A 24,273-nucleotide genomic window follows, 5' to 3' on the forward strand; every position below is an offset into this window, starting at 1 on the left:
TTTTGCAACTCTCAGTGACCGTATCGGTTGTCCTGTGCACCGTTGCCCGTGTCCCGCCGCGGCTCCACCGATCCGAGTGCCACCTGCGGCGCCCCGATGGGTCCGGCGGCAGGATGGGAAACCGGAGCCAGGGCTCGCCACAGTACTCCATTCGTGCCATGCCGGTGCAGCCGCCGCGCCGCGGAACTTGCCGTGCGCAAGGGAGTTGGGTGTGGAGCTCGTGGTGACCTGGTGGGGACTTTCACTGAATCCACTGAATCGGAACATCTGATTCCTCTTCAGTGGGATCGGCGGAAGGTGCGGGGGCCTTCAACCACCCGCCGCCGACGGCACGTTCCGTGACCGGAGCCCGGCGTGACCGCTCGAGCCGGCGCGGACGTTCTCCCGTACGCCCTGCGCTATGCGTCAGCCAGGGCAGTTCCACCGGCTCGGGTGGCTGCTCGGGCGGGAGTTCGGGCCATCGGCGCGGTCGTCACCGCGCCCGGTCCCGGCCCGAGTGCTCCCGGTGTTCGGGGCCACAGGCCCTCTGCGTCGTCAAATCGCCGGGAAGAGAGCGGGGGTGACGGCTACCGGTCCGCTCAGTCGCCGAGGACGCGCCGCAGATACGCGTTGCCGAACACCCGCTCCGGATCCAACCGGTCGCGCAAAGCCGTGAATTCGCCGAACCGCGGATAGACCTCGGCCAGCTGGAGGGCGTCTCGTGTGTGCAGCTTGCCCCAGTGCGGCCGGCCCTCGTAGGCGGTCATGATCCGCTCGACGGCGGTGAAGTACGCCTGGTGCGGGGTGCCTCGGTACAAGTGGACGGCGATGTACGCGGTCTCCCGGCCCGACGCGGTGGACAGCGTGATGTCGTCGGCCGGCGCGGTGCGCACCTCCACGGGGAAGCCGATGCGCAGGTTCGAGCGGTCGACCATCGCCTTCACCTCGCCCAGCGCCTCCATGGCCGCCGCCCTCGGAACGGAGTACTCCATTTCGATGAAACGGACCCGGCGGGGACTGGTGAAAACCTTGTAAGGGATGTCCGTGTAGGTGCGTGCCGACAGGGCCCGGCTGGAGATCTTGGCGATCCCGGGAATGGCCGCGGGCACCGTCCGGCCGACCGAACAGAGGGCCTGGAAGACGCCGTTGGAGAGCAGCTCGTCCTCGAACCAGCCGCTGATCCGCTCGAGCGGGGCGGCCGGGCCCGCGCTGCGGTTGTTGCGCTTGGTGTTGCAGCCCTCGGTGTGCGGGAACCAGTAGAACTCGAAGTGCTCGTTCTCCGCGACGTGCTGGTCGAACTCCTCGACCACCCGCGCGAAGGCCATCGGTTCCTCGCGCGCGGTGAGGAGGAAGATCGGCTCCACGGCGAAGGTGACCGCGGTGATGACGCCCAGGGCGCCGAGCCCCAGGCGCGCGGCCGCGAAGATCTCCGGGTTCTCCTTGTCGGAGCACTGCAGGACGGAGCCGTCGGCGGTGACCAGCTCAAGGGCCTTGATCTGGGCGGCTGTCGAGGCGGAGTCGCGGCCCGTGCCATGGGTGCCGGTGCTGGTGGCCCCGGCCACCGTCTGCTCCATGATGTCGCCCATGTTGGTCAGCGACAGGCCCTCGGCCGCGAGGGCCTGATTGAGCTGCTTCAGCGGCGTGCCGGACCCTACGGTGACCGTGCCCGCGGCACGGTCGATCTCCCGTATCCCGGCGAGGCGTTCGGGGCGTATGAGCATCCCGTCGGTGGCGGCTGCGGCCGTGAAGGAGTGGCCGGTACCGACGGCCTTGACCGTCAGCCCGTCCTCGGCCGCGGTCGTGATGATCCGGGCCAGCTCCTCCACCGAGGAGGGTGCCAGGGACCGTGCCGGGCGGGCGGTGACGTTCCCCGCCCAGTTACGCCACGCGGTGCTCTGTGCGGTCATCCGCTGATGCCCCTCCCCGCTCCGGTGCCGGCGCGAGCCGGCGGTACCCCAGGAAACCCACCGCCGCCGCGAGCGCCCCGGCCGCGGCCGGCACCCCGTATCCCGCGTCCGCCCCGGCGGCGTCCACCGCCCATCCCGCGGCGGCCGAGCCGAGTGCGACGCCGACCGCGATCCCGGTACTCACCCAGGTCAGTGCCTCGGTCAGCTTCGCGCGTGGTACGTGCTGTTCGACGAGGCCCACCGTGGTCACCATGGTGGGCGCAACGGACAGGCCCGCGACGAAGAGCGCCACGGCCAGAAACAACAGGTTCCCGGCCAGTTGGAGGGGGATCATACTCATTGCCATCACGACGACGCCCAGCAGCCACCGCCGATCCGCCCGCCCCTTGAGGTGCAGCAGTCCGAAGACGGCCCCGGCCAGGCACGATCCCAGCGCGTAGACCGCGAGTACCAGGCTCGCCGCGGCCTTGTGCCCCTCCTCCTCGGCGAAGGCCACCGTCACCACGTCCACCGAGCCGAAGATGGCGCCCGTCGACACGAACGTGGCCACCAGAACCTGCAGGGCGGGCGAGCGCAGAGCGGAGCCCTTGGTGTGGCGGCTCCGCGGGTGCGGCACCGGCTCGGTGGCGCGCTGGGCGGTCAGCCAGAGGACGCCGGTGGTGAGGAAGACCCCGGCCAGCAGCGGCCCGGCCGCCGGGAACCAGGCCGTGGACAGCCCGATCGAGAGCATCGGGCCGAGGATGAAGCAGATCTCGTCGACGATCGACTCCCACGAGTAGGCGGTGTGCAGCAGCCGCGGGGCGCCGGTGTGGATCGCCGCCCAGCGCGACCGGATCATCGAGCCGAGACTCGGCACGCATCCGCCGCCGATGGCGAAGACGAACAGGGTCCAGTCCGGCAGCCCCAGTTCGGCGCAGAGCAGCACCCCGCCCACGGCAGTGACCGAGACGAGCGTGGCCGGCCGCAGGACGCGCCGTTGGCCGTACCGGTCGACCAGCCGCGACACCTGCGGGCCGATGAGGGCGGCGGACAGCGCGATCGTGGCCGAGAGCGCGCCGGCGAGCCCGTAGCGTCCGGTGAGCTGGGAGATCATGGTGATGATGCCGACGCCCATCATGGACAGTGGCATCCGGCCGAGAAACCCCGCGGCGGAGAACCCCTTGGTGCCGGGGGCGGCGAAGATCGCGCGATAGGGGCTGGCCAAGTGACCTCCGCAGGAGAGGGCCGGAGCGCCGTAAGGAACGTTTGCGGCCGATAGAGCTTACGGGGAAACGGGGGGTCCGGCGCCAGATGTTTTCCGGGCTCACTCCTGCGACGCCCGGGGCACGCGTTCGCCGCCCGCCCGAACCCGTACGACGGCCGCGCTGCCACACCGGCGACTCCCGGGCACCGAACCGCACGAGGGCGCGGCTGCGAAGTAGCGCCGTCCGTACGAAGCGCGGCAGACGGGGCGTTGAGGGCGGGGCCCAGGGGCGCCCGCCCCGGAGCCCCCGCGAGGGTGGCAGGATCGAGGGCATGCCCGAGCAACCGGCCCACGCCCCGTACGACGCGCTGCTGCTCCTCTCCTTCGGCGGCCCCGAGGGGGAGGGCGACGTGGTCCCGTTCCTGGAGAACGTCACCCGTGGCCGCGGCATCCCGCGCGAGCGCCTCGCGCAGGTGGGGCAGCACTACTTCCTCTTCGGCGGCGTGAGCCCGATCAACGCCCAGAACCGCGGACTGCTGCACGCCCTGCGCAAGGACTTCGCCGACCACGGCGTCGACCTGCCCGTCTATTGGGGCAACCGCAACTGGGCGCCGTATCTGACGGACACGCTGCGCGAGATGGTGGTCGACGGCAGGCGGCGGATCCTCGTCCTCGCCACGAGCGCCTACGCCTCGTACTCGGGCTGCCGGCAGTACCGGGAGAACCTCGCGGACGCGCTGGCGGCCGTGGAGAAGGAGGGGCTGCCGCTGCCCCGCGTGGACAAGCTGCGCCACTACTTCAACCACCCCGGATTCGTCCGCCCGATGGTCGACGCGACGCTGGCGGCCCTCGACGAGCTGCCCGCGAACGTCCGCGGCGGCGCCCGTCTGGCGTTCACCACGCACTCCATCCCGACGTCCTCCGCCGACACCTCGGGCCCCCTCGACGCCCACGGCAGGGGTGGTGCGTACGTCGCCCAGCACCTGGACGTGGCCCGGCAGATCGCCGCGGCGGTTCACGAGGCCACCGGGACCGAGCACCCCTGGCAGCTCGTCTACCAGTCGCGCAGCGGTGCCCCCCACATCCCGTGGCTGGAACCGGACATCTGCGACCATCTCGGGGCACTGCACGATGCCGGGGCCCATGCGGCGGTGATGGTGCCCATCGGCTTCGTGTCCGACCACATGGAGGTCAAGTACGACCTCGACACCGAGGCCGTCGCGAAGGCACGGGAGCTGGGGCTGCCGGTCACGCGCGCCGCGACAGTCGGAGCCGATCCGCGCTTCGCGGCAGGGATCCGCGATCTCGTCCTGGAGCGCGCGGCAGTGGAGCAGGGCCGCGTGGTCGAGCGCTGCGCGCTGGGCGGGCTCGGCCCGAGCCACGACCTCTGCCCCGTGGGCTGCTGCCCCGCGCGTGACCCGCGGCCCGCCGCCGCGGGCGGCGACAGCCCGTACCCCCGACCGCAGGAGCAGGGAGCACTGTGACCGACCGGCTGAAGAACGAACTCCTGGACCTCGCCCTCGAGGCCGCTCGCCGGGCGGGCGCCCTGCTGAGCAAGAGCCGCCCGGCCGACCTCGGTGTCGCCGCGACCAAGACCAGCGCCATCGACGTGGTCACCGAGATGGACATCGCGTCCGAGAAACTGATCATCGGCTGTCTCTCCGAGGCGCGCCCCGACGACGGCTTCCTGGGAGAGGAGGGCGCGAGCACCGAGGGCAGCAGCGGGGTGCGCTGGGTCATCGACCCCATCGACGGCACCGTCAACTACCTCTACGGGCTGCCCGCCTGGGCCGTCAGCATCGCCGCGGAGATCGACGGCGAGACGGTCGTCGGCGTCGTGGAGATCCCCAGTCGCTGCGAGACCTTCTCGGCCGCTTCGGGTGAAGGAGCCCGACTCGGGGACCGGCCCCTGCGGAGCCGGCCGTCGCCGCCACTGGACCAGGCCCTCATCGGCACGGGCTTCGGCTATGTCGTCGAGCGCAAGCTCGGCCAGGCGGAAGTGGTGCGCCGCATGCTGCCCGAAGTCCGGGACATCCGCCGCGGCGGATCCGCGGCGATCGACCTGTGCGACGTGGCCTGCGGCCGTCTGGACGGCTACTACGAACGCGGGCTCAACCCATGGGACTACGCCGCGGGTGAGCTGATCGCCCGCGAGGCCGGCGCACGTACCGGCGGACGGCCCGGCGTGCCCCTGTCGACGGAACTGGCCGTCGCCGCCTCGCCCGGGCTCTTCGAGCCGCTGCAGCGGATGCTCGACGAGCTGGGGGCCTGGCACGACTGAACGGTCACGCGGCCGTGTGCGGAGGCCTGTGTGCAGCCGTGAAGCCCCTGCGCAAACGCGGAGCCCCTGCGCAAACGCGGAGGGCCTGCGCAAACGCGGAGGCGCCCCGGCACCTGTTCGGTGCCGGGGCGCCTCCGGAAGGGCCGGGGCTCGTCAGGAGCTCAGGGCGCCGACCTCCACACCGTGCTCGGCGGCCAGGCGGTGCAGGTCGTCCAGCTCTCCCTGCTCCACCTCGGCGAGGAAGTCGTCGCCCGTCTCGCGAGCGCGCATGAGGTCGGACTCCGTGGTTCGTATGCGCTGCAGCAGTCCTGCGGTGAACGCGTCCATGTGCGCCCCCTCGTCGTGGGTCGGTGGCACGGGGGATGTGCCGACGGCGGGTGACCACGCGCCCGGATCCTGCGGGGGACAGCAGGATGCGCCAAGCCGCGCACGGGCCGTGATCTCGGATGTGCCCTCGTCCTCCCCCTCCTCCACCTCAGAGAAACCTCAAAAAAGCGGGGAATCCGAATTTCTCACTCCGCTCGCACCCCTTACCGCCGGTTTAAGGGGCTTCGAGGCAGGATGGAGAAGCCCGGAAACCGGTATCCGGCCTGACCACAGGCCCGTAGGGAAGGACGAACCCCGTGCGCGTACTCGTCGTCGAGGACGAGCAACTGCTCGCCGATGCGGTGGCCACAGGACTGCGCCGGGAGGCCATGGCCGTGGACGTCGTCTACGACGGCGCGGCCGCCCTGGAGCGCGTCGAGGTCAACGACTACGACGTGATCGTGCTCGACCGCGACCTCCCGCTCGTCCACGGCGACGACGTCTGCCGCCGCATCGTGGAACTGGGTCTGCCCACCCGCGTCCTGATGCTCACCGCCTCGGGTGACGTCAGCGACCGCGTGGAGGGCCTGGAGATCGGCGCCGACGACTACCTCCCCAAGCCCTTCGCGTTCACCGAGCTGACCGCGCGCGTCCGCGCGCTGGGGCGCCGTACGACCGTCGCGCTCCCGCCCGTGCTCGAACGCGCGGGGATCAAGCTGGACCCGAACCGGCGCGAAGTGTTCCGGGACGGCAAGGAGGTGCAGCTCGCACCCAAGGAGTTCGCGGTGCTGGAGGTGCTGATGCGCAGTGAGGGAACGGTGGTGTCGGCCGAGCAGCTTCTCGAGAAGGCCTGGGACGAGAACACCGACCCCTTCACCAACGTCGTCCGGGTCACCGTCATGACGCTGCGCCGCAAGCTCGGTGAGCCGGCTGTGATCGTCACCATCCCCGGCTCCGGCTACCGGATCTGACGTCATGGCCCAGACGCCCGCACCCCTGGCAGCTCCCCCGAAGCCCACTTGGGACCCGGCGCAGCCCTCGCGCCCCTTCCCCTGGCTGCGGCCCACCATCCGGATACGGCTCACCCTGCTCTACGGCGGCATGTTCCTGATCGCGGGCATCCTGCTGCTTTCGATCATCTATCTGCTCGCGGCGCAGGCGCTCAACGTCGGCAACGAGCCGCTCTTCAAGCTGCTTCCGGGGAGCAAGGTGGCCCTGACCAGCAACACCTGCCCGGGCCTCAAGGAGGGGATGTCGGCCGACCAGGCCAACGTCGTCCTCGACTCCTGCATGGACCACCAGAAGGAACTGGCGCTGGACAACCTGCTCCGGCGCTCGCTGCTGGCCCTTCTCGGCCTCAGCGTCGTCGCCTTCGCCTTCGGCTACGCGATGGCCGGCCGCGTGCTCTCCCCGCTCGGCCGGATCACCCGTACGGCCCGCCAGGTGGCGGCCACCGACCTGTCCCGGCGGATCGAACTGGACGGCCCCGACGACGAGTTGAAGGAGCTGGCCGACACCTTCGACGAGATGCTCGGCCGCCTCGCCCGGGCCTTCGACGCCCAGCGCCGCTTCGTGGCCAACGCCTCGCACGAGTTGCGCACCCCGCTGGCCATCAACCGCACGCTGCTGGAGGTCCAGCTCTCCGACCCCGGGGCGTCCCCGGAGCTGGTCCAGCTCGGCAAGACGCTGCTGGCCACCAACGAGCGCAGCGAGCAGCTCGTCGAGGGCCTGCTGCTGCTCGCCAGGAGCGACAACGAGATCGTGGAACGCAAGCCGGTGGATCTCGCCGAGGTCGCCTCTCGTGCGGTGGAGCAGATCCGGGGGGAGGCCGAGGCGCAGGACGTGGCGCTGCGCGGTGTGCGCGAGCCCGCCGTCGTACAGGGCAATGGAGTGCTACTTGAGCGGATCGCGCTGAATCTGGTACAGAATGCCGTCCGCTACAACCACTCCGGAGGCTGGGTCGAGGTCACCACCGAGGCACTGCCGGGTCAGGCGCTGCTGGTGGTCTCGAACACGGGGCCCGTGGTGCCGGCGTACGAGCTGGACAACATTTTCGAACCGTTCCGCAGACTCCGGTCGGAGCGGACCGGAAGCGACAAGGGTGTGGGTCTCGGGCTGTCGATCGCCAGGTCGGTCGCGCGGGCCCACGGCGGCTCCATCACGGCGGAGCCGCGCGAGGGCGGGGGACTCGTGATGCGCGTCACCCTGCCGGTGTGAGCGTTCGAGGAGGTGTTCGCTTTGAGGGGAATTTTCCGAGTTATCCTCGGAAATCTCCATGCTGGACGATGTGTGATCGATCACATGGACGATTTTTCGGCCATCTACACAGTGTGATCACAAGGGGTGGCGAAAGCCGGGAAAATCCGGGTTTCCCAACGTCCTGATCACGGGAAGTACACGGGGAGGCCCTGTGTAGTGCGACAACAGGACCGTGTACGGTCCCGATCGCCATCCAAGCCGATCACCTCTTCAGGGGTGCGGTTGGGTGTCGATTGAGTAACAGACCTTGATGTGAGGCAAAATCTCCGCCTCGGGTCGGGCACAAGTCCGGCCTCTCACGCGTTACGTGCGCTGGAGACACCGCAGACACCCAGAGGGGGAGAGCGACATGGCAACGGACTACGACACCCCACGCAAGACCGATGACGATCTCAACGAGGACAGCATCGAGGAACTGAAGGCCCGGCGGAACGACAAGTCGACCTCGACCGTCGACGTCGACGAGTTCGAGCAGGCCGAAGGCCTGGAGCTGCCCGGTGCGGACCTCTCCAACGAGGAACTGTCCGTGCGCGTGCTGCCCCGCCAGGCCGACGAGTTCACCTGCATGAGCTGCTTCCTCGTCCACCACCGCAGCCAGCTCGCCGCGGAGAAGAACGGCCAGCCGATCTGCCGCGACTGCGCGGCCTGAGAACCGGCGGCCGTGACCGGCTCCACGCCGCCCCGCGGGGGAACCTTCGGGCGGTGGCGGTCTCATCCGGATGCACGCGTCGAGCGGGGGCGGGCGGCCTCGCTCGCCCATGCGGCGGGCCGTGGCGTGACACGCGGCCGACGAGGCGCACGCCACGGTCTCTCGGTGATCGTCGACCGGATCGTCGAGACAGCGCCGCGCATCCCGGTGCGCGACATCGCCGCACTCCGCCGCCAGTTCCCGGGCCTCGGCCCCGAGGAGCTGGCGGACCGGCTGGTGGCCGGAGCCGCCAAGGGATCCGCGGCCGTCGGCGCCAGTGTCGGCGCGGCCGCGATGATGCCCGTGCCGCCGGCGCTTCCCGCCGAGCTCGCCGCCGAGATCGTCGGTGTGGCCTCGATCGAGCTGAAGCTCATCGCCGAGCTGCACGAGGTCTACGGCATCCGACCGCCCGGCACCTTCGCCGAACGCGGCACCGCCTATCTGGGCTCCTGGGCCGACGAACGAGGTATCGACGTCTCCAGGCCCATGACCATCAACGCGGCCCTCGGGGTCCAGATGCGGCGGGAACTCCGTCAGCGCGTCCTCAAGCGCACCGTACGCAACCTGCCCAACCTCATGCCGTTCATGATCGGCGCCACGGTCGGCGCCATGATGAACCGGCGGGAGACCAGGAAACTCGCCGAGAAGATCCGGGCCGATCTGCGCAAGCGCCAGGTCCCCTGGGAGGCGCTGCCTCCCGCGCACGGTCCCTACGAAAAGTTCGAGCTCGAGGAGCCGGGCGGCCCGAAGGCCCTGCAGGACCCCCCGAAACCGTCCGACGACTGACCGGCCCCCGGTTCCGCACCGGTCCCGTACGGGCGGGGGATCCGCGCCCTCAGGCGCGCACGGTCCGCAGCGCCGCCGCCAGACCCTCCGGGTCCCTGGTCGACAGATACAGATACGGCGTCGGGTCGGCCGGGTCGACGACCTCCACCCGCAGAGCGGTGGGGATGTAGCTGCGCAGCAGCAGATACGCCCGGGGATCGGCCTTGTACGTACGCCAGGCGGCCGCCTCCTCGGCGTCCAGCACCTCGGTGGCCCCCAGCGCCTCGACCGGGATGCGCGCGTCCCCCGCGACCAGTGACCCCGCCACCACGCGGATCCGCGCCGAGCCGTACGAACTGACCGCCACCGCCGCCAGCGCCACGCCGCCGGCCAGCCCGCCCAGCATCGGCAGTGGGCCGAAGGGGACCAGGACCAACGCCAGCGCGAGCCCGGCGAGCACGGCGACGAGCCACCACGACCGGGGCGCGGTCAGGCGTTCTTCGTAGGACTGCATGCGCACAAGCTTGGCACGCCCTCACCGACTGTCCGCCCGCGCGGGTAGGGTCAGCACTCGTGAGTGCACCATCTGTATCGCTGAAGCCGCCGGCGGGCGCCACCCCGCCGCAGCGGCACCCCGAGGCGCCCGCGCCCGGTGAGCTCCTCGGGTCTCACTACGACCAGTGCTTCGGCTGCGGCGGGGACCAGCCGCACGGCCTGCACCTGGAGGCCCGTGCGGGCGAGGGCGTCAGCGTCACCGCCGAGTTCACCGTCAGGCCCGCCCACCAGGGCGCACCCGGCCTGGCCCACGGCGGCGTCCTGGCCACAGCCCTGGACGAGACCCTCGGATCGCTGAACTGGCTGCTGCGGGTGATCGCGGTGACCGGGCGGCTGGAGACCGACTTCGTGCGGCCCGTGCCGGTCGACACCGTGCTGCATCTGGACGCCCGGGTGACCGCCGTGCACGGCCGCAAGATCTACTCCTCGGCGGTCGGCCGCATCGGCGGCCCCGACGGTCCCGTCGCGGTGCGCGCCGACGCGCTCTTCATAGAGGTCAAGGTGGACCACTTCATCGAGCACGGGCGCGACCAGGACATTCAGGCGGCACTCTCCGATCCGGACCAGGTGAAGGTCGCCCGCGCCTTCGAGGTGAACCCGTGAGCCGTGCCCCGGTCGACGTGCTGATCCGGCGGGTGGACCCCGAGGTCCCGCTGCCCGCCTACGGCCACCCCGGCGACGCCGGCGCCGATCTCGTGACCACCGAGCCGGCCGAGCTTGCCCCGGGGGAGCGGGCCGTGCTGCCCACCGGGGTCTCGATCGCCCTCCCCGACGGCTACGCGGCCTTCGTGCATCCGCGCTCCGGACTGGCCGCCCGCTGCGGCGTAGCCCTGGTGAATGCCCCCGGGACGGTCGATGCCGGGTACCGTGGAGAGATCAAGGTGATCGTGGTCAATCTGGACCCGCGGGAGACCGTACGGTTCGAGCGGTTCGACCGGGTTGCCCAACTGGTCGTCCAGCAGGTCGAGAAGGTGCGCTTCCACGAGGTGGCGGAGCTTCCCGGCTCCGCGAGGGCCGACGGGGGCTTCGGGTCCACCGGCGGTCATGCCGCTGTGGGCGGCTCCGCCGGGGGAAATGATTACGCAGCGGTCGTTGCCGACCGGGAAGGACAGTGACGTGTTCGGACGTCGTCGCAAGGAACGCGCAGACACGGAGCGTGTCGCAGGCGCAGCCGACCGGCGGGCCGACGGCGTCGGCTCGGACGAGTTCGAGCCGGACGACGCCGCCCAGGACACCGGTGAGCACCGCCGGGTGAGCCTGCCGCCCGCCCCCCGGCCCGAGGGCCCGTGGGACGTCTCCGAGGTTCGCAACCCCGGTGAGGGGCGCGTGGACCTGGGAGGGATCCTCGTGCCCGGGGTCGAGGGCATGGAGCTGCGGGTCGAGGTCGCCGGTGACTCCATCGTCGCCGCGACCGTGGTGCTCAGGGACAGCGCGGTACAGCTCCAGGCCTTCGCGGCACCCAAGCGGGAAGGCATCTGGAGCGAGGTCCGCGGCGAGATCGCGGGCGGCATCACCCAGCAGGGCGGTGTCGTCGACGAGGTCGAGGGCCCGCTCGGCTGGGAGCTGCGCGCGCAGGTTCCCGTACAGCTGCCGGACGGCACGAACGGTGTGCAGTTGGTGCGCTTCATCGGGATCGACGGGCCGCGCTGGTTCCTGCGCGGTGTGATCTCCGGGCAGGGTGCCGTGCAGCCGCAGGCCGCGGGGCTGCTGGAGCAGATCTTCAAGGACACGGTCGTGGTGCGCGGCGAGGGGCCGATGGCCCCGCGCGACCCGATCGTGCTCAAGCTGCCGGAGGACGCCCAGATGGTGCCCGAGGGCGTGCAGCAGGACCAGGTCGAAGGCTCGCGGTTCGCGGGCGGTGTGGACCGGCTGCAGCGCGGCCCGGAGATCTCCGAGGTGCGCTGACGGCGGCTTCATCCGGTCCATCCGGTGGGCCGTACGCCCCGGCGGGGCGTACGGCCCACCGGCGTTTGTCGGTCGTCGCGCGGGGGATGGGAAGTCGCCCGCAGGGATGGGCGGTACGGCGCGCAGGCATCCGGCGGGCTCCGCCCCGGTACGCTTCCCGTATGAGTGCTGTCCCCCGTTCCCAGAAGCCGGCAGGGCGGTTCCGGCGCATGCTCGACCGGCTGTCCTCCAGCGAGGAGGAGCTGCACGCCGACGAGCTGCAGCAGGCCGCGGAAGCCGCGGGGTGCACGCGGATCTCCGACTGCGGCGACCGTCAGATCGTGAAGGTCACCGGCACCCTGCGGACGGTCACGCTGCGACCGCGGGCCGGTGTGCCCGCACTGGAGGCCGAGCTGTTCGACGGTTCGGCCGCACTCGACGTCGTCTGGCTCGGCCGGCGCTCCATCGTGGGCATCGAGCCGGGCCGCAAGCTCATCGCATCGGGCCGGATCTCCATGAGCCACGGCCGCCGGGTGCTCTTCAACCCGAAGTACGAACTCCGACCGCTCGGACAGGAGTAGCCGGTGACCACTCCGGACAAGCAGCCACCCCAGCGCGACGCCCGGTCCGCCGAGGACGGTGCGCCCGGCCACGAAAGCAGGGCCGCCACGGAGGCGGCCCTTTTCGAGGCGTTCGGCGGCGTGCGCGGGCTGGTGGAAACCACCGTGCCCGGCCTGGTCTTCGTCGCCATCTACACGGTGAACAAGGACATTCACCTCTCGGCGATCGCCGCCCTCGTGCTCGCCGTGCTGCTCGGCGTCGCGCGGCTCGTCCAGAGGGGCACCGTGAAGCACGCGTTCAGCGGTGTCTTCGGGGTCGCCTTCGGTGTCGTCTTCGCGATGATGACGGGCAACGCCAAGGACTTCTACCTGCCCGGCATGTTCTACACGCTGGGGCTCGGGGTGGCCTACATCGCGACCGCGATCGCGGGCGTCCCGCTGCTCGGCCTGATCCTCGGGCCGGTGTTCAAGGAGAACATGTCCTGGCGCAAGCGGAACCCTGGGCGCAAGAGGGCCTACACCAAGGCGAGCTGGGCCTGGGGCCTGATCCTCCTGGGCAAGTCCGCGATCCTCTTCCCGCTCTACCTGTGGGCGGACGCGACCAAGTTCGGCTGGGTGCTCGTCGCGCTCAAGATCCCGCCGTTCCTGCTTGCCGTCTATCTGACCTGGATCTTCCTCGCCAAGGCGCCACCGCCGATCGACGTCTTCGCCGAGATGGAGGCGAAGGAGAACGCCGAGGAGGAAGCGCAGCGGGCGGAGAAGGAGCGGTTGCAGCAGGAGCGTTCCGGCGCACCCGCGACCGACTGACCGCCGCGGCGCAGCGGCTGCCCGTCGGTGACGCCCGGCGAAGGCGCCCAACCCTCCGGAGGACGGAGGCAGGGCAGAGAGCACAGGGCAGAGAGCACAGGGCAACAGAGGGCGGAAGGGCCCGGGGACCTCGGTCCCCGGGCCCTTCCCGCAACTCCTGGCCGAGCGGCCGCTACTGGACTTCCTGCCGCACCGACAGCAGGTCCTCCAGCTGCTCCTCCCGCGCCTGGGCGGCGACGAACAGCAGCTCGTCCCCGGCCTCCAGCGAGTCCTCCCGGTTGGGCGTGAGTACTCGGTTGCCGCGGATGATCGTGACGAGCGAGGTATCCTCGGGCCAGTCCACGTCACCGACGCGTGTCCCGGCCAGTGCCGACTCCGGTGGGAGCGTCAGCTCGACCAGGTTCGCGTCGCCGTGGCTGAACCGCAGCAGGCGTACGAGGTCTCCGACGCTCACCGCCTCCTCCACCAGCGCCGACATCAGGCGCGGCGTCGACACGGCGACGTCGACTCCCCAGGACTCGTTGAACAGCCACTCGTTCTTGGGGTTGTTCACCCGGGCCACCACGCGCGGTACGCCGTACTCCGTCTTGGCCAGCAGCGAGACGACCAGGTTGACCTTGTCGTCGCCGGTGGCCGCGATGACCACGTTGCAGCGCTGCAGCGCTGCCTCGTCCAGCGAGGTGATCTCGCAGGCGTCGGCCAGCAGCCACTCGGCCTGTGGCACACGCTCGACCGAGATGGCGGTCGGCGCCTTGTCGATCAGCAGCACCTCGTGCCCGTTCTCCAGCAGCTCGCCGGCGATCGAGCGCCCCACGGCACCCGCGCCCGCAATGGCGACCCTCATCCCTGCGCCTCCTCGGGGCCCTCGGCGAACGCGGCCTCGACCTTTTCGACCTCGTCCGCGCGCATCATCACGTGCACGAGGTCGCCCTCCTGCAGGACCGTCTGCGACGTCGGCAGCATTGCCTCGCCCAGCCGGGTGAGGAAGGCAACGCGTACGCCCGTCTCCTCCTGCAGCTTGCTGACCTTCTCGCCGACCCAGGCCGGGGAGGCGTGCACCTCGGCGAGCTGCACCGCGCCGCTCGGGTCGCGCCACAGCGGCTCGGCGCCGGACGGCAGCAACCGCCGCAACATCTGGTCGGCGGTCCACCGCACGGTGGCGACGGTCGGGATGCCGAGGCGCTGGTAGACCTCGGCGCGGCGCGGATCGTAGATACGCGCCGCCACGTTCTCCACTCCGAACATCTCGCGGGCCACGCGGGCGGCGATGATGTTGGAGTTGTCGCCGCTGCTGACCGCGGCGAACGCGCCGGCCTCCTCGATCCCCGCTTCGCGCAGGGTGTCCTGGTCGAAGCCGACGCCTGTGACCCGGCGCCCGCCGAATCCCGAGCCGAGTCGACGGAAGGCCGTGGGGTCCTGGTCGACGACCGCGACCGTGTGCCCCTGCTGCTCAAGTGTCTGCGCCAAAGCGGAGCCCACCCGGCCGCAACCCATGATCACGATGTGCATGAGGCCTCTACCCTGCACCTTCCGTTAGTGCTGTGACCTGCGCAAACACCGTCCATCATCCTTCCGCGTCCCGGGTGGCGGCAACTCATCTCCGGTGCCGTCGCCGGTAACGCTACCCGCGAACCCCGCAAGTGCGCCCATGGGCGGCTGGGCTCCGGAGGGAACGACGGCTTACGATCCTCTGCGTGTCCAAACTGACCGACCTGCCCAAGCGGATTCTCATCGGCAGGGCCCTGCGGAGCACGCAACTGGGGGAGACGCTCCTTCCGAAGCGGATCGCACTGCCCGTCTTCGCATCCGACCCGCTGTCGTCCGTGGCGTACGCGCCCGGCGAAGTCCTGCTCGTGCTCTCCGTCGCGGGAGTGTCGGCGTACAGCTTCAGTCCGTGGATCGCCGTCGCGGTCGTCGTGCTGATGTTCACGGTCGTCGCCTCGTACCGGCAGAACGTGCACGCGTACCCGAGCGGCGGCGGCGACTACGAGGTCGCCACCACCAACCTCGGGCCCAGGGCAGGTCTGACCGTCGCCAGCGCACTGCTGGTCGACTACGTCCTCACCGTCGCCGTGTCGATCTCCTCGGGCGTGGAGAACCTCGGCTCGGCCATCCCGTTCTTCGTCGAGCACAAGGTCTTCTGCGCGATCGGCATGATCGTGCTGCTGACCCTGATGAACCTGCGCGGGGTCAAGGAATCGGGCAAGCTCTTCGCGATCCCCACCTACATATTCGTGGCGGGTGTCTTCATCATGATCGCCTGGGGCGCGTACCGCTCCCTCGTCCTCGGCGACGACATGAACGCCCCCACCGCAGGTTTCGAGATCAAGGCCGAGCACACCGGCATTGCCGGCTTCGCCCTCATCTTCCTGCTGCTGCGCGCCTTCTCCTCCGGTTGTGCGGCGCTCACCGGCGTCGAGGCGATCAGCAATGGCGTCCCGGCCTTCCGCAAGCCCAAGAGCCGCAACGCGGCCACCACGCTGCTGCTCATGGGCGGTCTCGCCGTCACCATGTTCTGCGGCATCATCGGGCTGGCCATGGCCACCGACGTCAAGATGGCCGAGAACCCGGCGCACGACCTGCTGAACAACGGCTCGCCCGTCGGCTCCGGCTACGTCCAGAACCCCGTGATCTCGCAGGTCGCCGCCGCGGTCTTCGGCGACGGGACGTTCTTCTTCATCCTGCTCGCCGCGGCCACCGCGCTGGTGCTGTTCCTCGCGGCCAACACCGCGTACAACGGCTTCCCGCTCCTCGGCTCGATCCTCGCTCAGGACCGCTACCTGCCGCGCCAGCTCCACACCCGCGGCGACCGGCTCGCTTTCTCCAACGGCATCGTGCTGCTGGCGGGCGCCGCCGTACTGCTGGTGTGGATCTACGGAGCGGACTCGACCCGGCTGATCCAGCTCTACATCGTCGGTGTGTTCGTGTCCTTCACGCTCAGTCAGACGGGCATGGTCCGGCACTGGAACCGGCACCTGCTGACCGAGACCGACCCCGCCAAGCGCCGCCACATGATCCGCTCCCGCGCGATCAATACGTTCGGCGCCTTCTTCACGGGCCTGGTGCTGGTGGTCGTACTGGTCACCAAGTTCACCCACGGCGCGTGGGTCGCCCTGCTCGGCATGGTCATCTTCTACGTGACGATGACGGCCATCCGGCGCCACTACGACCGGGTGGCCGAGGAGATCTCCGCGCCCGACGAGCCCGGCGACGAGGCGGTACGCCCTTCCCGCGTGCACTCCATCGTCCTCGTCTCCAAGGTGCACCGGCCGACCCTGCGGGCGCTGGCCTACGCCAAGCTGATGCGCTCGGGCAGCCTCGAGGCGCTGACGATCAACGTGGACCCGGCCGAGACCAAGGCACTCCACGAGGAGTGGGAGCGGCGCGGGATCGACGTACCGCTGAAGGTCCTCGACTCGCCCTACCGCGAGATCACCCGGCCCGTGATCGACTACGTGAAGCGGCTGCGGCGCGAGAGTCCGCGGGACGCTGTCAGCGTCTACATCCCGGAGTACGTGGTCGGCCGCTGGTACGAGCATCTGCTGCACAACCAGAGCGCCCTGCGGCTGAAGGGACGGCTGCTGTTCACACCCGGCGTGATGGTGACCTCGGTGCCGTACCAGCTGGAGTCCTCGGAGCTTGCGAAGCAGCGCGCCCGCAGGCGCGAGGCATGGAACGCGCCGGGTTCGGTGCGGCGCGGCCCGGTGGGACCCCCGGCGCAGCGCGACAAGGCGGCGAACGGCGGGAAGACTGCCCAGGGCGGAAAGACCGCGAACGGCGAAAACACCGCGAACGGCGGGAGGACTGCGAACGGCGGGACCGCCACGGGGGAGTAGCACCGCACTGCGGGGCCGCCACGGGCAGGTGGTGCCGCCGTGACGGTGACGGGATCTGTCGGGCCGGAGGCCGAGGGGCGGCAGGCCCCGCCCCGCCGGACGCACGTACACTGGACGGCTGCTGTTCACGGCGGCCGCGGTCCATGACCGGCCCTTGAACCGCACCGCCCGTGTCACGTCCACTGCACGCCACCACCCGCACAGGAGCGCCTCCCCCGTGTCCACAGATTCCCCCGCCGCCGCCCCCTCACTGGTCGGCGAGGAGTACGAGGTCGAGGTCGGGCCCGTCGCCCACGGCGGGCACTGCATCGCCCGCACCCCGGAGGGGCAGGTGCTGTTCGTCCGGCACACCCTCCCTGGCGAGCGTGTCGTCGCCCGCGTCACCGAGGGCCGGGAGGACTCGCGCTTTCTGCGCGCGGACGCCGTCGAGGTGCTTCTGGCGTCACCGGACCGGGTGGAGGCCCCGTGCCCGTTCGCGGGACCGGGGAAGTGCGGCGGCTGCGACTGGCAGCACGCGGCCCCCGGTGCGCAGCGCCGCCTCAAAGTCGCGGTCATCACCGAGCAGTTGAGCCGTCTGGCCGGACTCACCCCGCAGGAGGCGGGCTGGGACGGAACGGTCGAGCCGGCGCCGGGCGACAAGGTCGCCAAGGGCGAGGTCCCGGCCTGGCGCACGCGTGTGCAGTACGCGGTGGACGCCGACGGCCGAGCCGGGCTGCGCAAGCACCGCTCGCACGAAGTGCAGCCGGTCGACCACTGCCTCATCGCGGGGCCGGGCGTCAACGAGCTGGGCGTTGAGAAGCGGGAATGGCCGCAGATCGAGGCTGTCGAGGCCATCGCGGCCACCGGCTCGCACGACCGCCAGGTGATCCTTACGCCACGGCCGGGCGGGCGGCTGCCGATCGTCGACCTGGACCGGCCCGTCTCCGTCATGCGCGTCGACGAGAAGACCGGGGGCGTGCACCGCGTCCACGGGCGCCCCTTCGTCCGCGAACGCGCCATCGGCCGTACGTGGCGCGTCGGTTCGGGCGGCTTCTGGCAGGTCCACCCGAGGGCTGCGGAACTGCTCGTCGAAGCGGTGATGCAGGGGCTGATGCCGCGCAAGGGCGAGATGGCGCTCGATCTGTACTGCGGGGTGGGGCTCTTCGCGGGGGCGCTGGCCGAACGTGTGGGCGAGAAGGGCGCGGTGCTGGGCATCGAGTCCGGCAGGCGTGCCGCGGAGGACGCCCGGCACAACCTGGAGGACCTGGAACGGGTCCGTATCGAACACGGCAAGGTCGAGCAGGTCCTGCCGCGTACGGGCATCACCGAAGCCGACCTGATCGTCCTGGACCCGCCCCGCGCGGGCGCGGGCAAGCAGACCGTCACGCACCTCGCGGGCCTGGGCCCGCGCCGCATCGCCTACGTGGCCTGCGACCCGGCGGCGCTGGCCCGCGACTTGGCGTACTTCGCGGCGGCGGGCTACACCCCGCGCAAACTGCGGGCGTTCGACCTGTTCCCGATGACGCACCACGTGGAGTGCGTGGCGATCCTCGAGCCTGCCGCGAAGGGCGCCTGACCTGCTGTTTCGTTGGGTGTGCATTATGTGCGCTGTGGGCGTTACGGGCGATATCTTGACGCATGAACCACGCATGAGACGCACGTTCTGATGGGGCGCCAGGTGGTCGTTCGCACAGGTGGCGGTGCGTCGGGTGCGGCCTGTCGGAGCTCCTTTTTACTACCTCTTGGTGAAAATCCGCGGGTTGTGGCCCACTTTGGGGCTCAGTAGGCGCGGGGGCCGTAGGGGCTCCAGTGGTCGAGGAACGGCTTGAGGTCGTCGCCGCTGGGCTTCGGCGGGCTGGGTAGTTTCGGCGCTGAGGCGGAGTCGGTGGGGCGTCGGGAAGGATCATGATGGGCTCTAGTACGAGCGCCCCGTGACAGCAGCAAGATCGTACGCACGGTGGCCGAGTTGGCACGACTGTCGCAGCAGGGCGCCCCGTCAGCTTCGAGGGGCCTGCTGTGTAGGCCGTGGCCTATGGGTGGTGCGTCGTCGAGACCGACGCCGAGTGCGACGGCCTCGTACCAGCCGGTGCTTTGTTTCCTGTTGCAGGCCCGCTCGACAGGGCCAGCAGTAACAGGAACAGCAGGAGACCGCCTCCTCCCGTGCCCGCTGCCACGCCGAGAGCGCGAGGGCTGATGGGCCGGCGGTGCCCGCGTACACGGGTGCCGTCCGAACGGTAGTAGGGACGGACATAGGCTGTCGGCCCGGTGGAGGCTGGGCGGGGCCGCGTTGCAGGAGTGGTACGTCGGGTTGCCGCAGAAGGCTGCGCGGCGCGGGGTCGGTTGCGGCGATTGTGGCCTTTGACGTAGGTGCCATCGCGGCGGTAATGGGGGCGCACGTAGGTCACGGGCAATCCTTAATCGGCGAAGGGGGCAGTCGGTGCCCCGCGGGTGGAGTTCAGGCGTTCCTCGGCTCGGCATTCGACGATAGCGACCGGCGCTGACAACCCATGGCGGCCAACTCGACGACAGTGCGAGCAGGTTGGGCGGCAGCCAGCCATTCTCGTACCGGTGATCGCAACGTCGGGCCGGTCGGCATGGCCGGTCTGGCGCCGAATCCGGAACCGGCCCAAACCTGCTCCACTTCGCCTTCGCGAGTTGCTTGCCGTGCCGTGTCCTCTTGAGCAAGCCAGTCTTCTCCGGCGCTCAAGTCGCATGCGTTGTCGGAGCAGCCGGTCACGCAGCGGGCGTGGCTACGGCCAGGCGCTGGGGAGGGCTGGAGAGAACCCGAGGTTGTGCGCTACGCGGCGGGGGCGGGACGTAGTCGAAGGTTGGGACGGGCCTTCGGAGGCTGTCGAATCCGAGACTGACGCGTCGCGTGCGAAGGCACGGAAGCAGATGGAGGACGACCAGAAGCGTCTTACCCGAGAGAACACCCTTGCGGGAGATCACGCTCGACAGCAGCGACGGGAGTTCAGCCGGCGATCGGTCGCACTCCAGCAGAACAGGGCGCTCCACGAGACGCTGAGGGCGTGGTCGGTCGACGATCAGTAGACGCGGCAGTTGGGCGTGGGGGCGCTGATAGAGAGGGCGGCCGAGCGAGCAGTCGGCGAAAAGGCACTGCACCGTGGGCGAGGCGGTCCACCGTTCCAGATTCGGATGCGGGAATCCAACGTGCTCAGACGAGGTCAGACCTTCTCGGTCGCGATCCGGGCATGGTCATTGGTGAGCATGGCGATGTCCTCGACGTCCGCGGTCAGGATCGTGACGCGGCCAGGGTGAGCGAGGGCAGTGGCGCAGAGCATGGCGTCGATGGCGTACTTGTGGCCGTGTAGCCCGGCGGCACGCAGCAGGGTGGCGGCGGACTGGGCGATGGCCTGGGTGACCGGCTCGACCCGCAGCCGGGACAGCGTCCACTTCAGTGCGGCGTCGTTGATCCTGGGGTGGATTGCCTCGACGAGCACCGCGGCGGAGGTGACGACGGGCAGGTCGGCGTCGCGGGCAGCGGTAAGCCACTCGTGGACCTCGCGGTCGCGCTGGACGCCCTTGGCCAGACCCTCGCTGTCGAGGACGAGGGCGCCGCTCACGCGGCAGCCCCGGCATCGGAAGCGGGGGCGGTTGCGGTGAGCTTTGCCCGCTTGGCGGCCACGGCCTCCGGATCGGCCGGACCGTTGGCCTCGTCGAAGTCGGCGATCAGCTCGTCCAGGTTGTCGCGCTCGATCTGACGTTGTGCGGCCTTCTCCAGGTACGCGGATACACCGCGCTTGCCGACCCGTTCACGAATGGCCTGCAGGGTGCCGGCGGTGAGGGAGACGGAGATCCCGCTGCTGGGGCCGTCGCCGGGGACGAAGTCGTCGTCAGCCATGACGCGAGTATAGCATTTCTAATGCCATACCGCGACCATCTCGGTTGGGGCGTGCGTCGAGAGATCGCACGTAGCGCCCATAGCGCACGCAGTGCACATCGACATAAGGCCCGATTTTGCTGCTGACGCGCCGCTGACCTGCGAGTTCCTTCCACATGTTGTTGATTCACATCATTCCGATGACGCACCACGTGGAGTGCGTGGCGATCCTCGAGCCCGCCGCGAAGGGCGCCTGACCTGCGGATCTATGCGTGCGCATTATGCATGGTGCGCTACGGGCAGTATTCACAGGATGCTGTCCAGTGTCAGGCCCCGCAGCATTGCCCCAATCTTCGGCCGACGCGGACGCGCCAGTGAGCGGGATGTGGTAAGCCCGGCGGCGCGTGCTGCGCAACCGCGAGGCCTCACCGACGAGCTGTTCACCAGGATATGGAACACGCTACTGAGCGAGGGAAGATCGGAAAGACACTGTTGACGGCGGGGATCGCCGAGGAGCCCCCCAGACGTGTTCGGCGAAGCCCACACCGTGCGGGGGCCATCGTGCCGCTGGTCGGCTTGAGTTGAGGCCGCCTAACGGGGAGGGGCAGTTTGGCGGGGGAGTGTGGTGTGGAGAGGACGCGGGTGGTCGCTGCCGATCCGGCGCCGGACACCGCTGCCTCTCGTGACGTTGGTGTCACCACCCTGTCAGAAGTAGATGGTTGACGAGCAAGGCAAGGGAGGCTTGGGCCGTGAGCCAGGCGCGGGCACGTGCGAGGAAGGCGCACGCGGGGAGCAGCCACATCGCGAACGGCAGCCAGATGCGCTCCGTCTCGGCCTTGCTCATCCCGGACAGGTCGGCCGCGAGTACGGCGAGTACGGCCGCGGACACGAGCAGGGCGAGGCGGGCGTCGGCGACGGGGCCGCCCGGGCGGGCGACAATCCCGCCACGCGGCTGTGCGAGGACGGCGCCGCAACGGCGCAGGCCGGCTGCGACCGCCAGGCCCACGCCGAACACGGTGCAGGCGAGGTTTGCCCAAACCCAGTAGCCGTAGGGGCGGAAGCCGCCTGCACCTTGGTAGTAGCGCTCGACCACGAGGTGGTATGCCTCCCACCAGTTGAAGCCGGTGAGCGTGAACGCGAGCGGCACGATGGTGGCTCCGGCGAGCAGGAGGGGGAGGGGGCGCGCCCTGTTCCGTCCGAGCAGCACCACCCCCGCGGCGATCAGCGCGAACAGCGTGAGGCCGTAGGAGAGATAGCAGGTCAGGCCGAACAGCAGTCCCGATCCGAATGCGGCGGCCCGCGCTCGGGGCCCCGGCGGCCCGGTCACGGCGAGCGCGAGCAATGCCACGGACCATGCGGCGACCGCTGCGAAGTATCCGTCGGCCGACGTGCCCATCCACACAGCGGCAGGGGCCATGACCAGAAACGGTGCCGCTCGTCGCGCCAGGTCGTCCCCGGCCAGCGCCCGCACTGCGACGAGCACGGCCAGGCCCGCCGTGGCGCCGACGGTGATGCACCAGGTTCCGGCCCAGCCGCCGCCACCCAGGCCGATCCGGTCGAGGAAGACGAAGGTCAGCGTGGCCCCCGGCGGGTGCCCGGCAACGTGCGGGGGCCAGTGGTTCGGTGTGCCGAGCAGGATGTGGTGGGTGAAGTCGCGCAGTGTCGCCGGGATGTCGTGGAAGCGGTCGATCACCTGCAGGTACTCGTAGCGGGTGGTGAGCCGCACAGCGATGCCCCGGTGCCAGCCGTCGATCAGGGCGAGAGACCAGGACCAGGCCATCGCCGTGCCCCATGCCGCGGCGAGCAGGGCGCGCCAGGGGAGCCGGTCGGCGAGGGCGGAGCCGTACGCGACGACGGCGGCCGCCACCACCAGGGCGGCCGGGGTGCCCGGACCCACATGCGGGCGCCAGTCCGCGTACAGGGGTGGCCAGCCCACGTGCAGGGTGTCGTGGGTGAAGTGGATGTGTCGGCCGACCAGGACGGCCGCCACGACGAGGACGGCTGCTGCCAGAGCGGCGGCGAGGTCGCGGAGCGGAGTGCGGATCACATCGGGAAAGCTAGGGCCGAAGGGGCAGAGATGGTCGTCCGCGATGCTGACGTCAGCGTTTCGTCATGGGATGAGCACCCCTGCGCGGGCCGGCTCCGGCCTAACGTCGGGCCATGCCCGATCAACGGCTTCCCGCCTCTCCCTCCTCTCCTGGCTTCTGGCGCAGCCCCCTGCGGGGCCCCTGGTTCACCTCGGTGCTCGGTGTCGTGCTCCTCGTGGGCATCACGGTGCTGTTCGCGACCGGCCTGCTGTCCTACGCCGCCTACAACCCCGACCTCTCGCCGGTGAACGACAAAACACCGGACAAGGGCCTCCTCGGCTTGTACCTCTTTTCCTGGCCTACGGATCCGTACTGGCTGTACCGGTTGAACCAGGGCGTCCATGTCACGCTCGGCATCACACTCATCCCGGTCCTGCTGGCCAAGCTGTGGTCGGTGGTGCCGAAGCTGTTCGCTCTGCCACCCGCCCGGTCGCTCGAGCACGCCCTGGAGCGGATCTCGCTGCTCCTGCTCGTCGGCGGCGCGCTCTTCGAGTTCGTAACGGGTGTGCTCAACATCCAGCTGGACTACGTCTTCCCCGGCTCCTTCTATCCGCTGCACTTCTACGGGGCGTGGGTGTTCTTTGGCGCGTTCGTCGTGCACGTGGTGCTGCGGGCACCGGCCGCCGTGCGCAATCTGCGTCGCAGGCGGGAGGGGAAGAGCCTGCAGGAGGAGACCGGCGCGCAGCCGGAGTTCGCGCTGGTGTCCCCGCGGACGACTGAGCCCACCGTGTCGCGACGCGGGGCGCTGTGGCTGATCGGAGGAGGGTCATTGCTGCTGCTTGGGACCACGGCAGGACAGAACTTCGACGGTCCGTTGCGGCGGACGGCTCTCCTCGCACCGCACGGAGGCTCCGACCCAGGTAGTGGCCCAGGCGGCTTCCAGATCAACAAGACGGCCGCTTCCAGGGGGATCCGTGCGTCGGAGACGAGCGATGAGGCGTGGGGACTGGTCGTCGAAGGGCGCTCCGGGATCGTCCGGCTGAGCCGGGCCGAATTGCTGGGGCTTCCCTTGCACAGTTCAGCGCTGCCCATCGCCTGTGTGGAGGGCTGGTCGACATCCGACCAGTGGTGGCGGGGCGTGCGACTGCGGGATCTCGCCTCCCTGGTGGGATCCGACGCGGACGTGGCGCCCGACGTGCTGGTGGAGTCCCTCCAGCGTCGCGGTGCCTTCCGCCGGTCGGCCCTGCGTGCCAACCAGGTGCGGGACCCGCGCTCGCTGTTGGCCCTGGACGTCAACGGAGAGCCACTGACACGCGACCACGGCTACCCGGCCCGCGTCATTGTCCCTGCTGCTCCCGGCGTGCTGAACACCAAGTGGGTGGCCCGGATGACCTTCGGTGATCTGTGAGAAGGTGC

23 protein-coding genes are annotated in these 24,273 nt (G+C 70.2%); 14 read left to right on the forward strand and 9 right to left on the reverse strand.

Going from position 1 to position 24,273, the window contains the following annotated elements:
• Positions 1 to 578: 578 nt before the first annotated feature.
• Positions 579 to 1,886 (reverse strand): D-arabinono-1,4-lactone oxidase, encoded by a 1,308-nt coding sequence (locus tag AB0M26_RS09835; protein ID WP_365257346.1) that lies wholly within the window; start codon positions 1,884 to 1,886, stop codon positions 579 to 581.
• Positions 1,858 to 3,090: an MFS transporter gene (locus tag AB0M26_RS09840; protein WP_365257349.1), complete on the reverse strand. Its 1,233-nt coding sequence runs from the start codon at positions 3,088 to 3,090 to the stop codon at positions 1,858 to 1,860. The genes AB0M26_RS09835 and AB0M26_RS09840 overlap by 29 nt, the downstream gene beginning before the upstream one ends.
• Positions 3,091 to 3,401: 311 nt before the next feature.
• On the opposite strand from AB0M26_RS09840, the gene AB0M26_RS09845 reads away from it, so the two are divergent.
• Together AB0M26_RS09845 and AB0M26_RS09850 are read left to right on the forward strand one after the other, a co-directional pair.
• Positions 3,402 to 4,553 carry a ferrochelatase gene (locus AB0M26_RS09845; RefSeq protein ID WP_365257352.1) on the forward strand — a complete coding sequence of 384 codons (1,152 nt, stop codon included), beginning with the start codon at positions 3,402 to 3,404 and terminating at the stop codon, positions 4,551 to 4,553.
• Positions 4,550 to 5,350: an inositol monophosphatase family protein gene (locus AB0M26_RS09850; protein WP_365257355.1), complete on the forward strand. Its 801-nt coding sequence runs from the start codon at positions 4,550 to 4,552 to the stop codon at positions 5,348 to 5,350. The genes AB0M26_RS09845 and AB0M26_RS09850 overlap by 4 nt, the downstream gene beginning before the upstream one ends.
• A 153-nt stretch (positions 5,351 to 5,503) precedes the next feature.
• Here AB0M26_RS09850 and AB0M26_RS09855 read toward each other — a convergent pair whose 3' ends face one another.
• Positions 5,504 to 5,677: a hypothetical protein gene (locus AB0M26_RS09855; protein ID WP_365257358.1), complete on the reverse strand. Its 174-nt coding sequence runs from the start codon at positions 5,675 to 5,677 to the stop codon at positions 5,504 to 5,506.
• A gap of 296 nt (positions 5,678 to 5,973) precedes the next feature.
• Between AB0M26_RS09855 and AB0M26_RS09860 the strand changes: the two genes are divergently transcribed.
• The 4 genes from AB0M26_RS09860 to AB0M26_RS09875 all read left to right on the forward strand — a co-directional run bounded on the left by AB0M26_RS09860 (position 5,974) and on the right by AB0M26_RS09875 (position 9,389).
• On the forward strand, positions 5,974 to 6,627 hold the full coding sequence (locus AB0M26_RS09860) for a response regulator transcription factor (protein WP_365257361.1): 654 nt from the start codon (positions 5,974 to 5,976) through the stop codon (positions 6,625 to 6,627).
• A gap of 4 nt (positions 6,628 to 6,631) precedes the next feature.
• Entirely contained in the window at positions 6,632 to 7,873 is a 1,242-nt protein-coding gene (locus AB0M26_RS09865) for a HAMP domain-containing sensor histidine kinase (protein ID WP_365257364.1), read from the forward strand.
• 391 nt (positions 7,874 to 8,264) lie between these two features.
• Positions 8,265 to 8,564 carry a DUF4193 domain-containing protein gene (locus AB0M26_RS09870; RefSeq protein ID WP_360852194.1) on the forward strand — a complete coding sequence of 100 codons (300 nt, stop codon included), beginning with the start codon at positions 8,265 to 8,267 and terminating at the stop codon, positions 8,562 to 8,564.
• Positions 8,565 to 8,690: 126 nt separating this feature from the next.
• Entirely contained in the window at positions 8,691 to 9,389 is a 699-nt protein-coding gene (locus AB0M26_RS09875; protein WP_365257367.1) for a hypothetical protein, read from the forward strand.
• Between the two features lie 49 nt (positions 9,390 to 9,438).
• Here the strand turns inward: AB0M26_RS09875 and AB0M26_RS09880 are convergent, their stop codons facing one another.
• Positions 9,439 to 9,882: a DUF3093 domain-containing protein gene (locus AB0M26_RS09880; protein ID WP_365257370.1), complete on the reverse strand. Its 444-nt coding sequence runs from the start codon at positions 9,880 to 9,882 to the stop codon at positions 9,439 to 9,441.
• A 59-nt stretch (positions 9,883 to 9,941) separates the two neighbouring features.
• Here AB0M26_RS09880 and AB0M26_RS09885 point away from each other — a divergent pair, with 59 nt between their 5' ends.
• From AB0M26_RS09885 to AB0M26_RS09905, 5 genes are all read left to right on the forward strand, one after another.
• A complete protein-coding gene (locus AB0M26_RS09885) occupies positions 9,942 to 10,526 on the forward strand; it encodes a PaaI family thioesterase (RefSeq protein ID WP_365257373.1) in 585 nt (194 codons plus the stop codon).
• Positions 10,523 to 11,038, forward strand: coding sequence for a dUTP diphosphatase (dut, locus tag AB0M26_RS09890; RefSeq protein WP_365257375.1), 516 nt, complete (start codon positions 10,523 to 10,525; stop codon positions 11,036 to 11,038). Before AB0M26_RS09885 ends, dut begins: the two co-directional genes overlap by 4 nt.
• On the forward strand, positions 10,998 to 11,828 hold the full coding sequence (locus AB0M26_RS09895; protein ID WP_365257378.1) for a DUF3710 domain-containing protein: 831 nt from the start codon (positions 10,998 to 11,000) through the stop codon (positions 11,826 to 11,828). Before dut ends, AB0M26_RS09895 begins: the two co-directional genes overlap by 41 nt.
• Positions 11,829 to 11,989: 161 nt before the next feature.
• Positions 11,990 to 12,388 carry an OB-fold nucleic acid binding domain-containing protein gene (locus AB0M26_RS09900; protein WP_360852168.1) on the forward strand — a complete coding sequence of 133 codons (399 nt, stop codon included), beginning with the start codon at positions 11,990 to 11,992 and terminating at the stop codon, positions 12,386 to 12,388.
• A gap of 3 nt (positions 12,389 to 12,391) precedes the next feature.
• The gene (locus AB0M26_RS09905; RefSeq protein ID WP_365257381.1) at positions 12,392 to 13,174 is read left to right on the forward strand and encodes a DUF3159 domain-containing protein; all 783 of its coding nucleotides are present in this window, start codon (positions 12,392 to 12,394) and stop codon (positions 13,172 to 13,174) included.
• Between the two features lie 172 nt (positions 13,175 to 13,346).
• Here AB0M26_RS09905 and AB0M26_RS09910 read toward each other — a convergent pair whose 3' ends face one another.
• Both AB0M26_RS09910 and AB0M26_RS09915 read right to left on the reverse strand, forming a co-directional pair.
• On the reverse strand, positions 13,347 to 14,018 hold the full coding sequence (locus AB0M26_RS09910) for a TrkA family potassium uptake protein (protein ID WP_360852162.1): 672 nt from the start codon (positions 14,016 to 14,018) through the stop codon (positions 13,347 to 13,349).
• Positions 14,015 to 14,683, reverse strand: a complete 669-nt coding sequence (locus tag AB0M26_RS09915; RefSeq protein WP_365257385.1) for a TrkA family potassium uptake protein — start codon at positions 14,681 to 14,683, stop codon at positions 14,015 to 14,017. The genes AB0M26_RS09910 and AB0M26_RS09915 overlap by 4 nt, the downstream gene beginning before the upstream one ends.
• 185 nt (positions 14,684 to 14,868) lie before the next feature.
• Between AB0M26_RS09915 and AB0M26_RS09920 the strand changes: the two genes are divergently transcribed.
• Both AB0M26_RS09920 and AB0M26_RS09925 read left to right on the forward strand, forming a co-directional pair.
• Positions 14,869 to 17,010: an APC family permease gene (locus tag AB0M26_RS09920; RefSeq protein WP_365257388.1), complete on the forward strand. Its 2,142-nt coding sequence runs from the start codon at positions 14,869 to 14,871 to the stop codon at positions 17,008 to 17,010.
• A 217-nt stretch (positions 17,011 to 17,227) separates the two neighbouring features.
• The gene (locus AB0M26_RS09925; protein WP_365257390.1) at positions 17,228 to 18,565 is read left to right on the forward strand and encodes a TRAM domain-containing protein; all 1,338 of its coding nucleotides are present in this window, start codon (positions 17,228 to 17,230) and stop codon (positions 18,563 to 18,565) included.
• A 1,609-nt stretch (positions 18,566 to 20,174) separates the two neighbouring features.
• Here AB0M26_RS09925 and AB0M26_RS09930 read toward each other — a convergent pair.
• From AB0M26_RS09930 to AB0M26_RS09940, 3 genes are all read right to left on the reverse strand, one after another.
• On the reverse strand, positions 20,175 to 20,573 hold the full coding sequence (locus AB0M26_RS09930) for a PIN domain-containing protein (protein ID WP_365257393.1): 399 nt from the start codon (positions 20,571 to 20,573) through the stop codon (positions 20,175 to 20,177).
• On the reverse strand, positions 20,570 to 20,851 hold the full coding sequence (locus AB0M26_RS09935; RefSeq protein ID WP_365257396.1) for a hypothetical protein: 282 nt from the start codon (positions 20,849 to 20,851) through the stop codon (positions 20,570 to 20,572). The genes AB0M26_RS09930 and AB0M26_RS09935 overlap by 4 nt, the downstream gene beginning before the upstream one ends.
• Positions 20,852 to 21,524: 673 nt before the next feature.
• Complete coding sequence (locus tag AB0M26_RS09940; protein ID WP_365257399.1) at positions 21,525 to 22,877, reverse strand: hypothetical protein; 1,353 nt, start codon at positions 22,875 to 22,877, stop codon at positions 21,525 to 21,527.
• Between the two features lie 113 nt (positions 22,878 to 22,990).
• Between AB0M26_RS09940 and AB0M26_RS09945 the strand changes: the two genes are divergently transcribed.
• On the forward strand, positions 22,991 to 24,265 hold the full coding sequence (locus AB0M26_RS09945) for a molybdopterin-dependent oxidoreductase (protein WP_365257402.1): 1,275 nt from the start codon (positions 22,991 to 22,993) through the stop codon (positions 24,263 to 24,265).
• The last annotated feature ends 8 nt before the right edge of the window (positions 24,266 to 24,273 follow it).

The organism is Streptomyces sp. NPDC051776 (assembly GCF_040681345.1).
GTDB lineage: Bacteria > Actinomycetota > Actinomycetes > Streptomycetales > Streptomycetaceae > Streptomyces.

Bases quoted from the DNA above. Each gene is read 5' to 3' on its own strand.
- AB0M26_RS09915 (WP_365257385.1), bottom strand. From the start codon at position 14,683: ATGCACATCGTGATCATGGGTTGCGGCCGGGTGGGCTCCGCTTTGGCG.
- AB0M26_RS09935 (WP_365257396.1), bottom strand. From the start codon at position 20,851: ATGGCTGACGACGACTTCGTCCCCGGCGACGGCCCCAGCAGCGGGATC.
- AB0M26_RS09880 (WP_365257370.1), bottom strand. From the start codon at position 9,882: ATGCAGTCCTACGAAGAACGCCTGACCGCGCCCCGGTCGTGGTGGCTC.
- AB0M26_RS09845 (WP_365257352.1), top strand. From the start codon at position 3,402: ATGCCCGAGCAACCGGCCCACGCCCCGTACGACGCGCTGCTGCTCCTC.
- AB0M26_RS09855 (WP_365257358.1), bottom strand. From the start codon at position 5,677: ATGGACGCGTTCACCGCAGGACTGCTGCAGCGCATACGAACCACGGAG.
- AB0M26_RS09910 (WP_360852162.1), bottom strand. From the start codon at position 14,018: ATGAGGGTCGCCATTGCGGGCGCGGGTGCCGTGGGGCGCTCGATCGCC.
- AB0M26_RS09835 (WP_365257346.1), bottom strand. From the start codon at position 1,886: ATGACCGCACAGAGCACCGCGTGGCGTAACTGGGCGGGGAACGTCACC.
- AB0M26_RS09900 (WP_360852168.1), top strand. From the start codon at position 11,990: ATGAGTGCTGTCCCCCGTTCCCAGAAGCCGGCAGGGCGGTTCCGGCGC.
- AB0M26_RS09865 (WP_365257364.1), top strand. From the start codon at position 6,632: ATGGCCCAGACGCCCGCACCCCTGGCAGCTCCCCCGAAGCCCACTTGG.
- AB0M26_RS09870 (WP_360852194.1), top strand. From the start codon at position 8,265: ATGGCAACGGACTACGACACCCCACGCAAGACCGATGACGATCTCAAC.
- AB0M26_RS09895 (WP_365257378.1), top strand. From the start codon at position 10,998: ATGATTACGCAGCGGTCGTTGCCGACCGGGAAGGACAGTGACGTGTTC.
- AB0M26_RS09945 (WP_365257402.1), top strand. From the start codon at position 22,991: ATGCCCGATCAACGGCTTCCCGCCTCTCCCTCCTCTCCTGGCTTCTGG.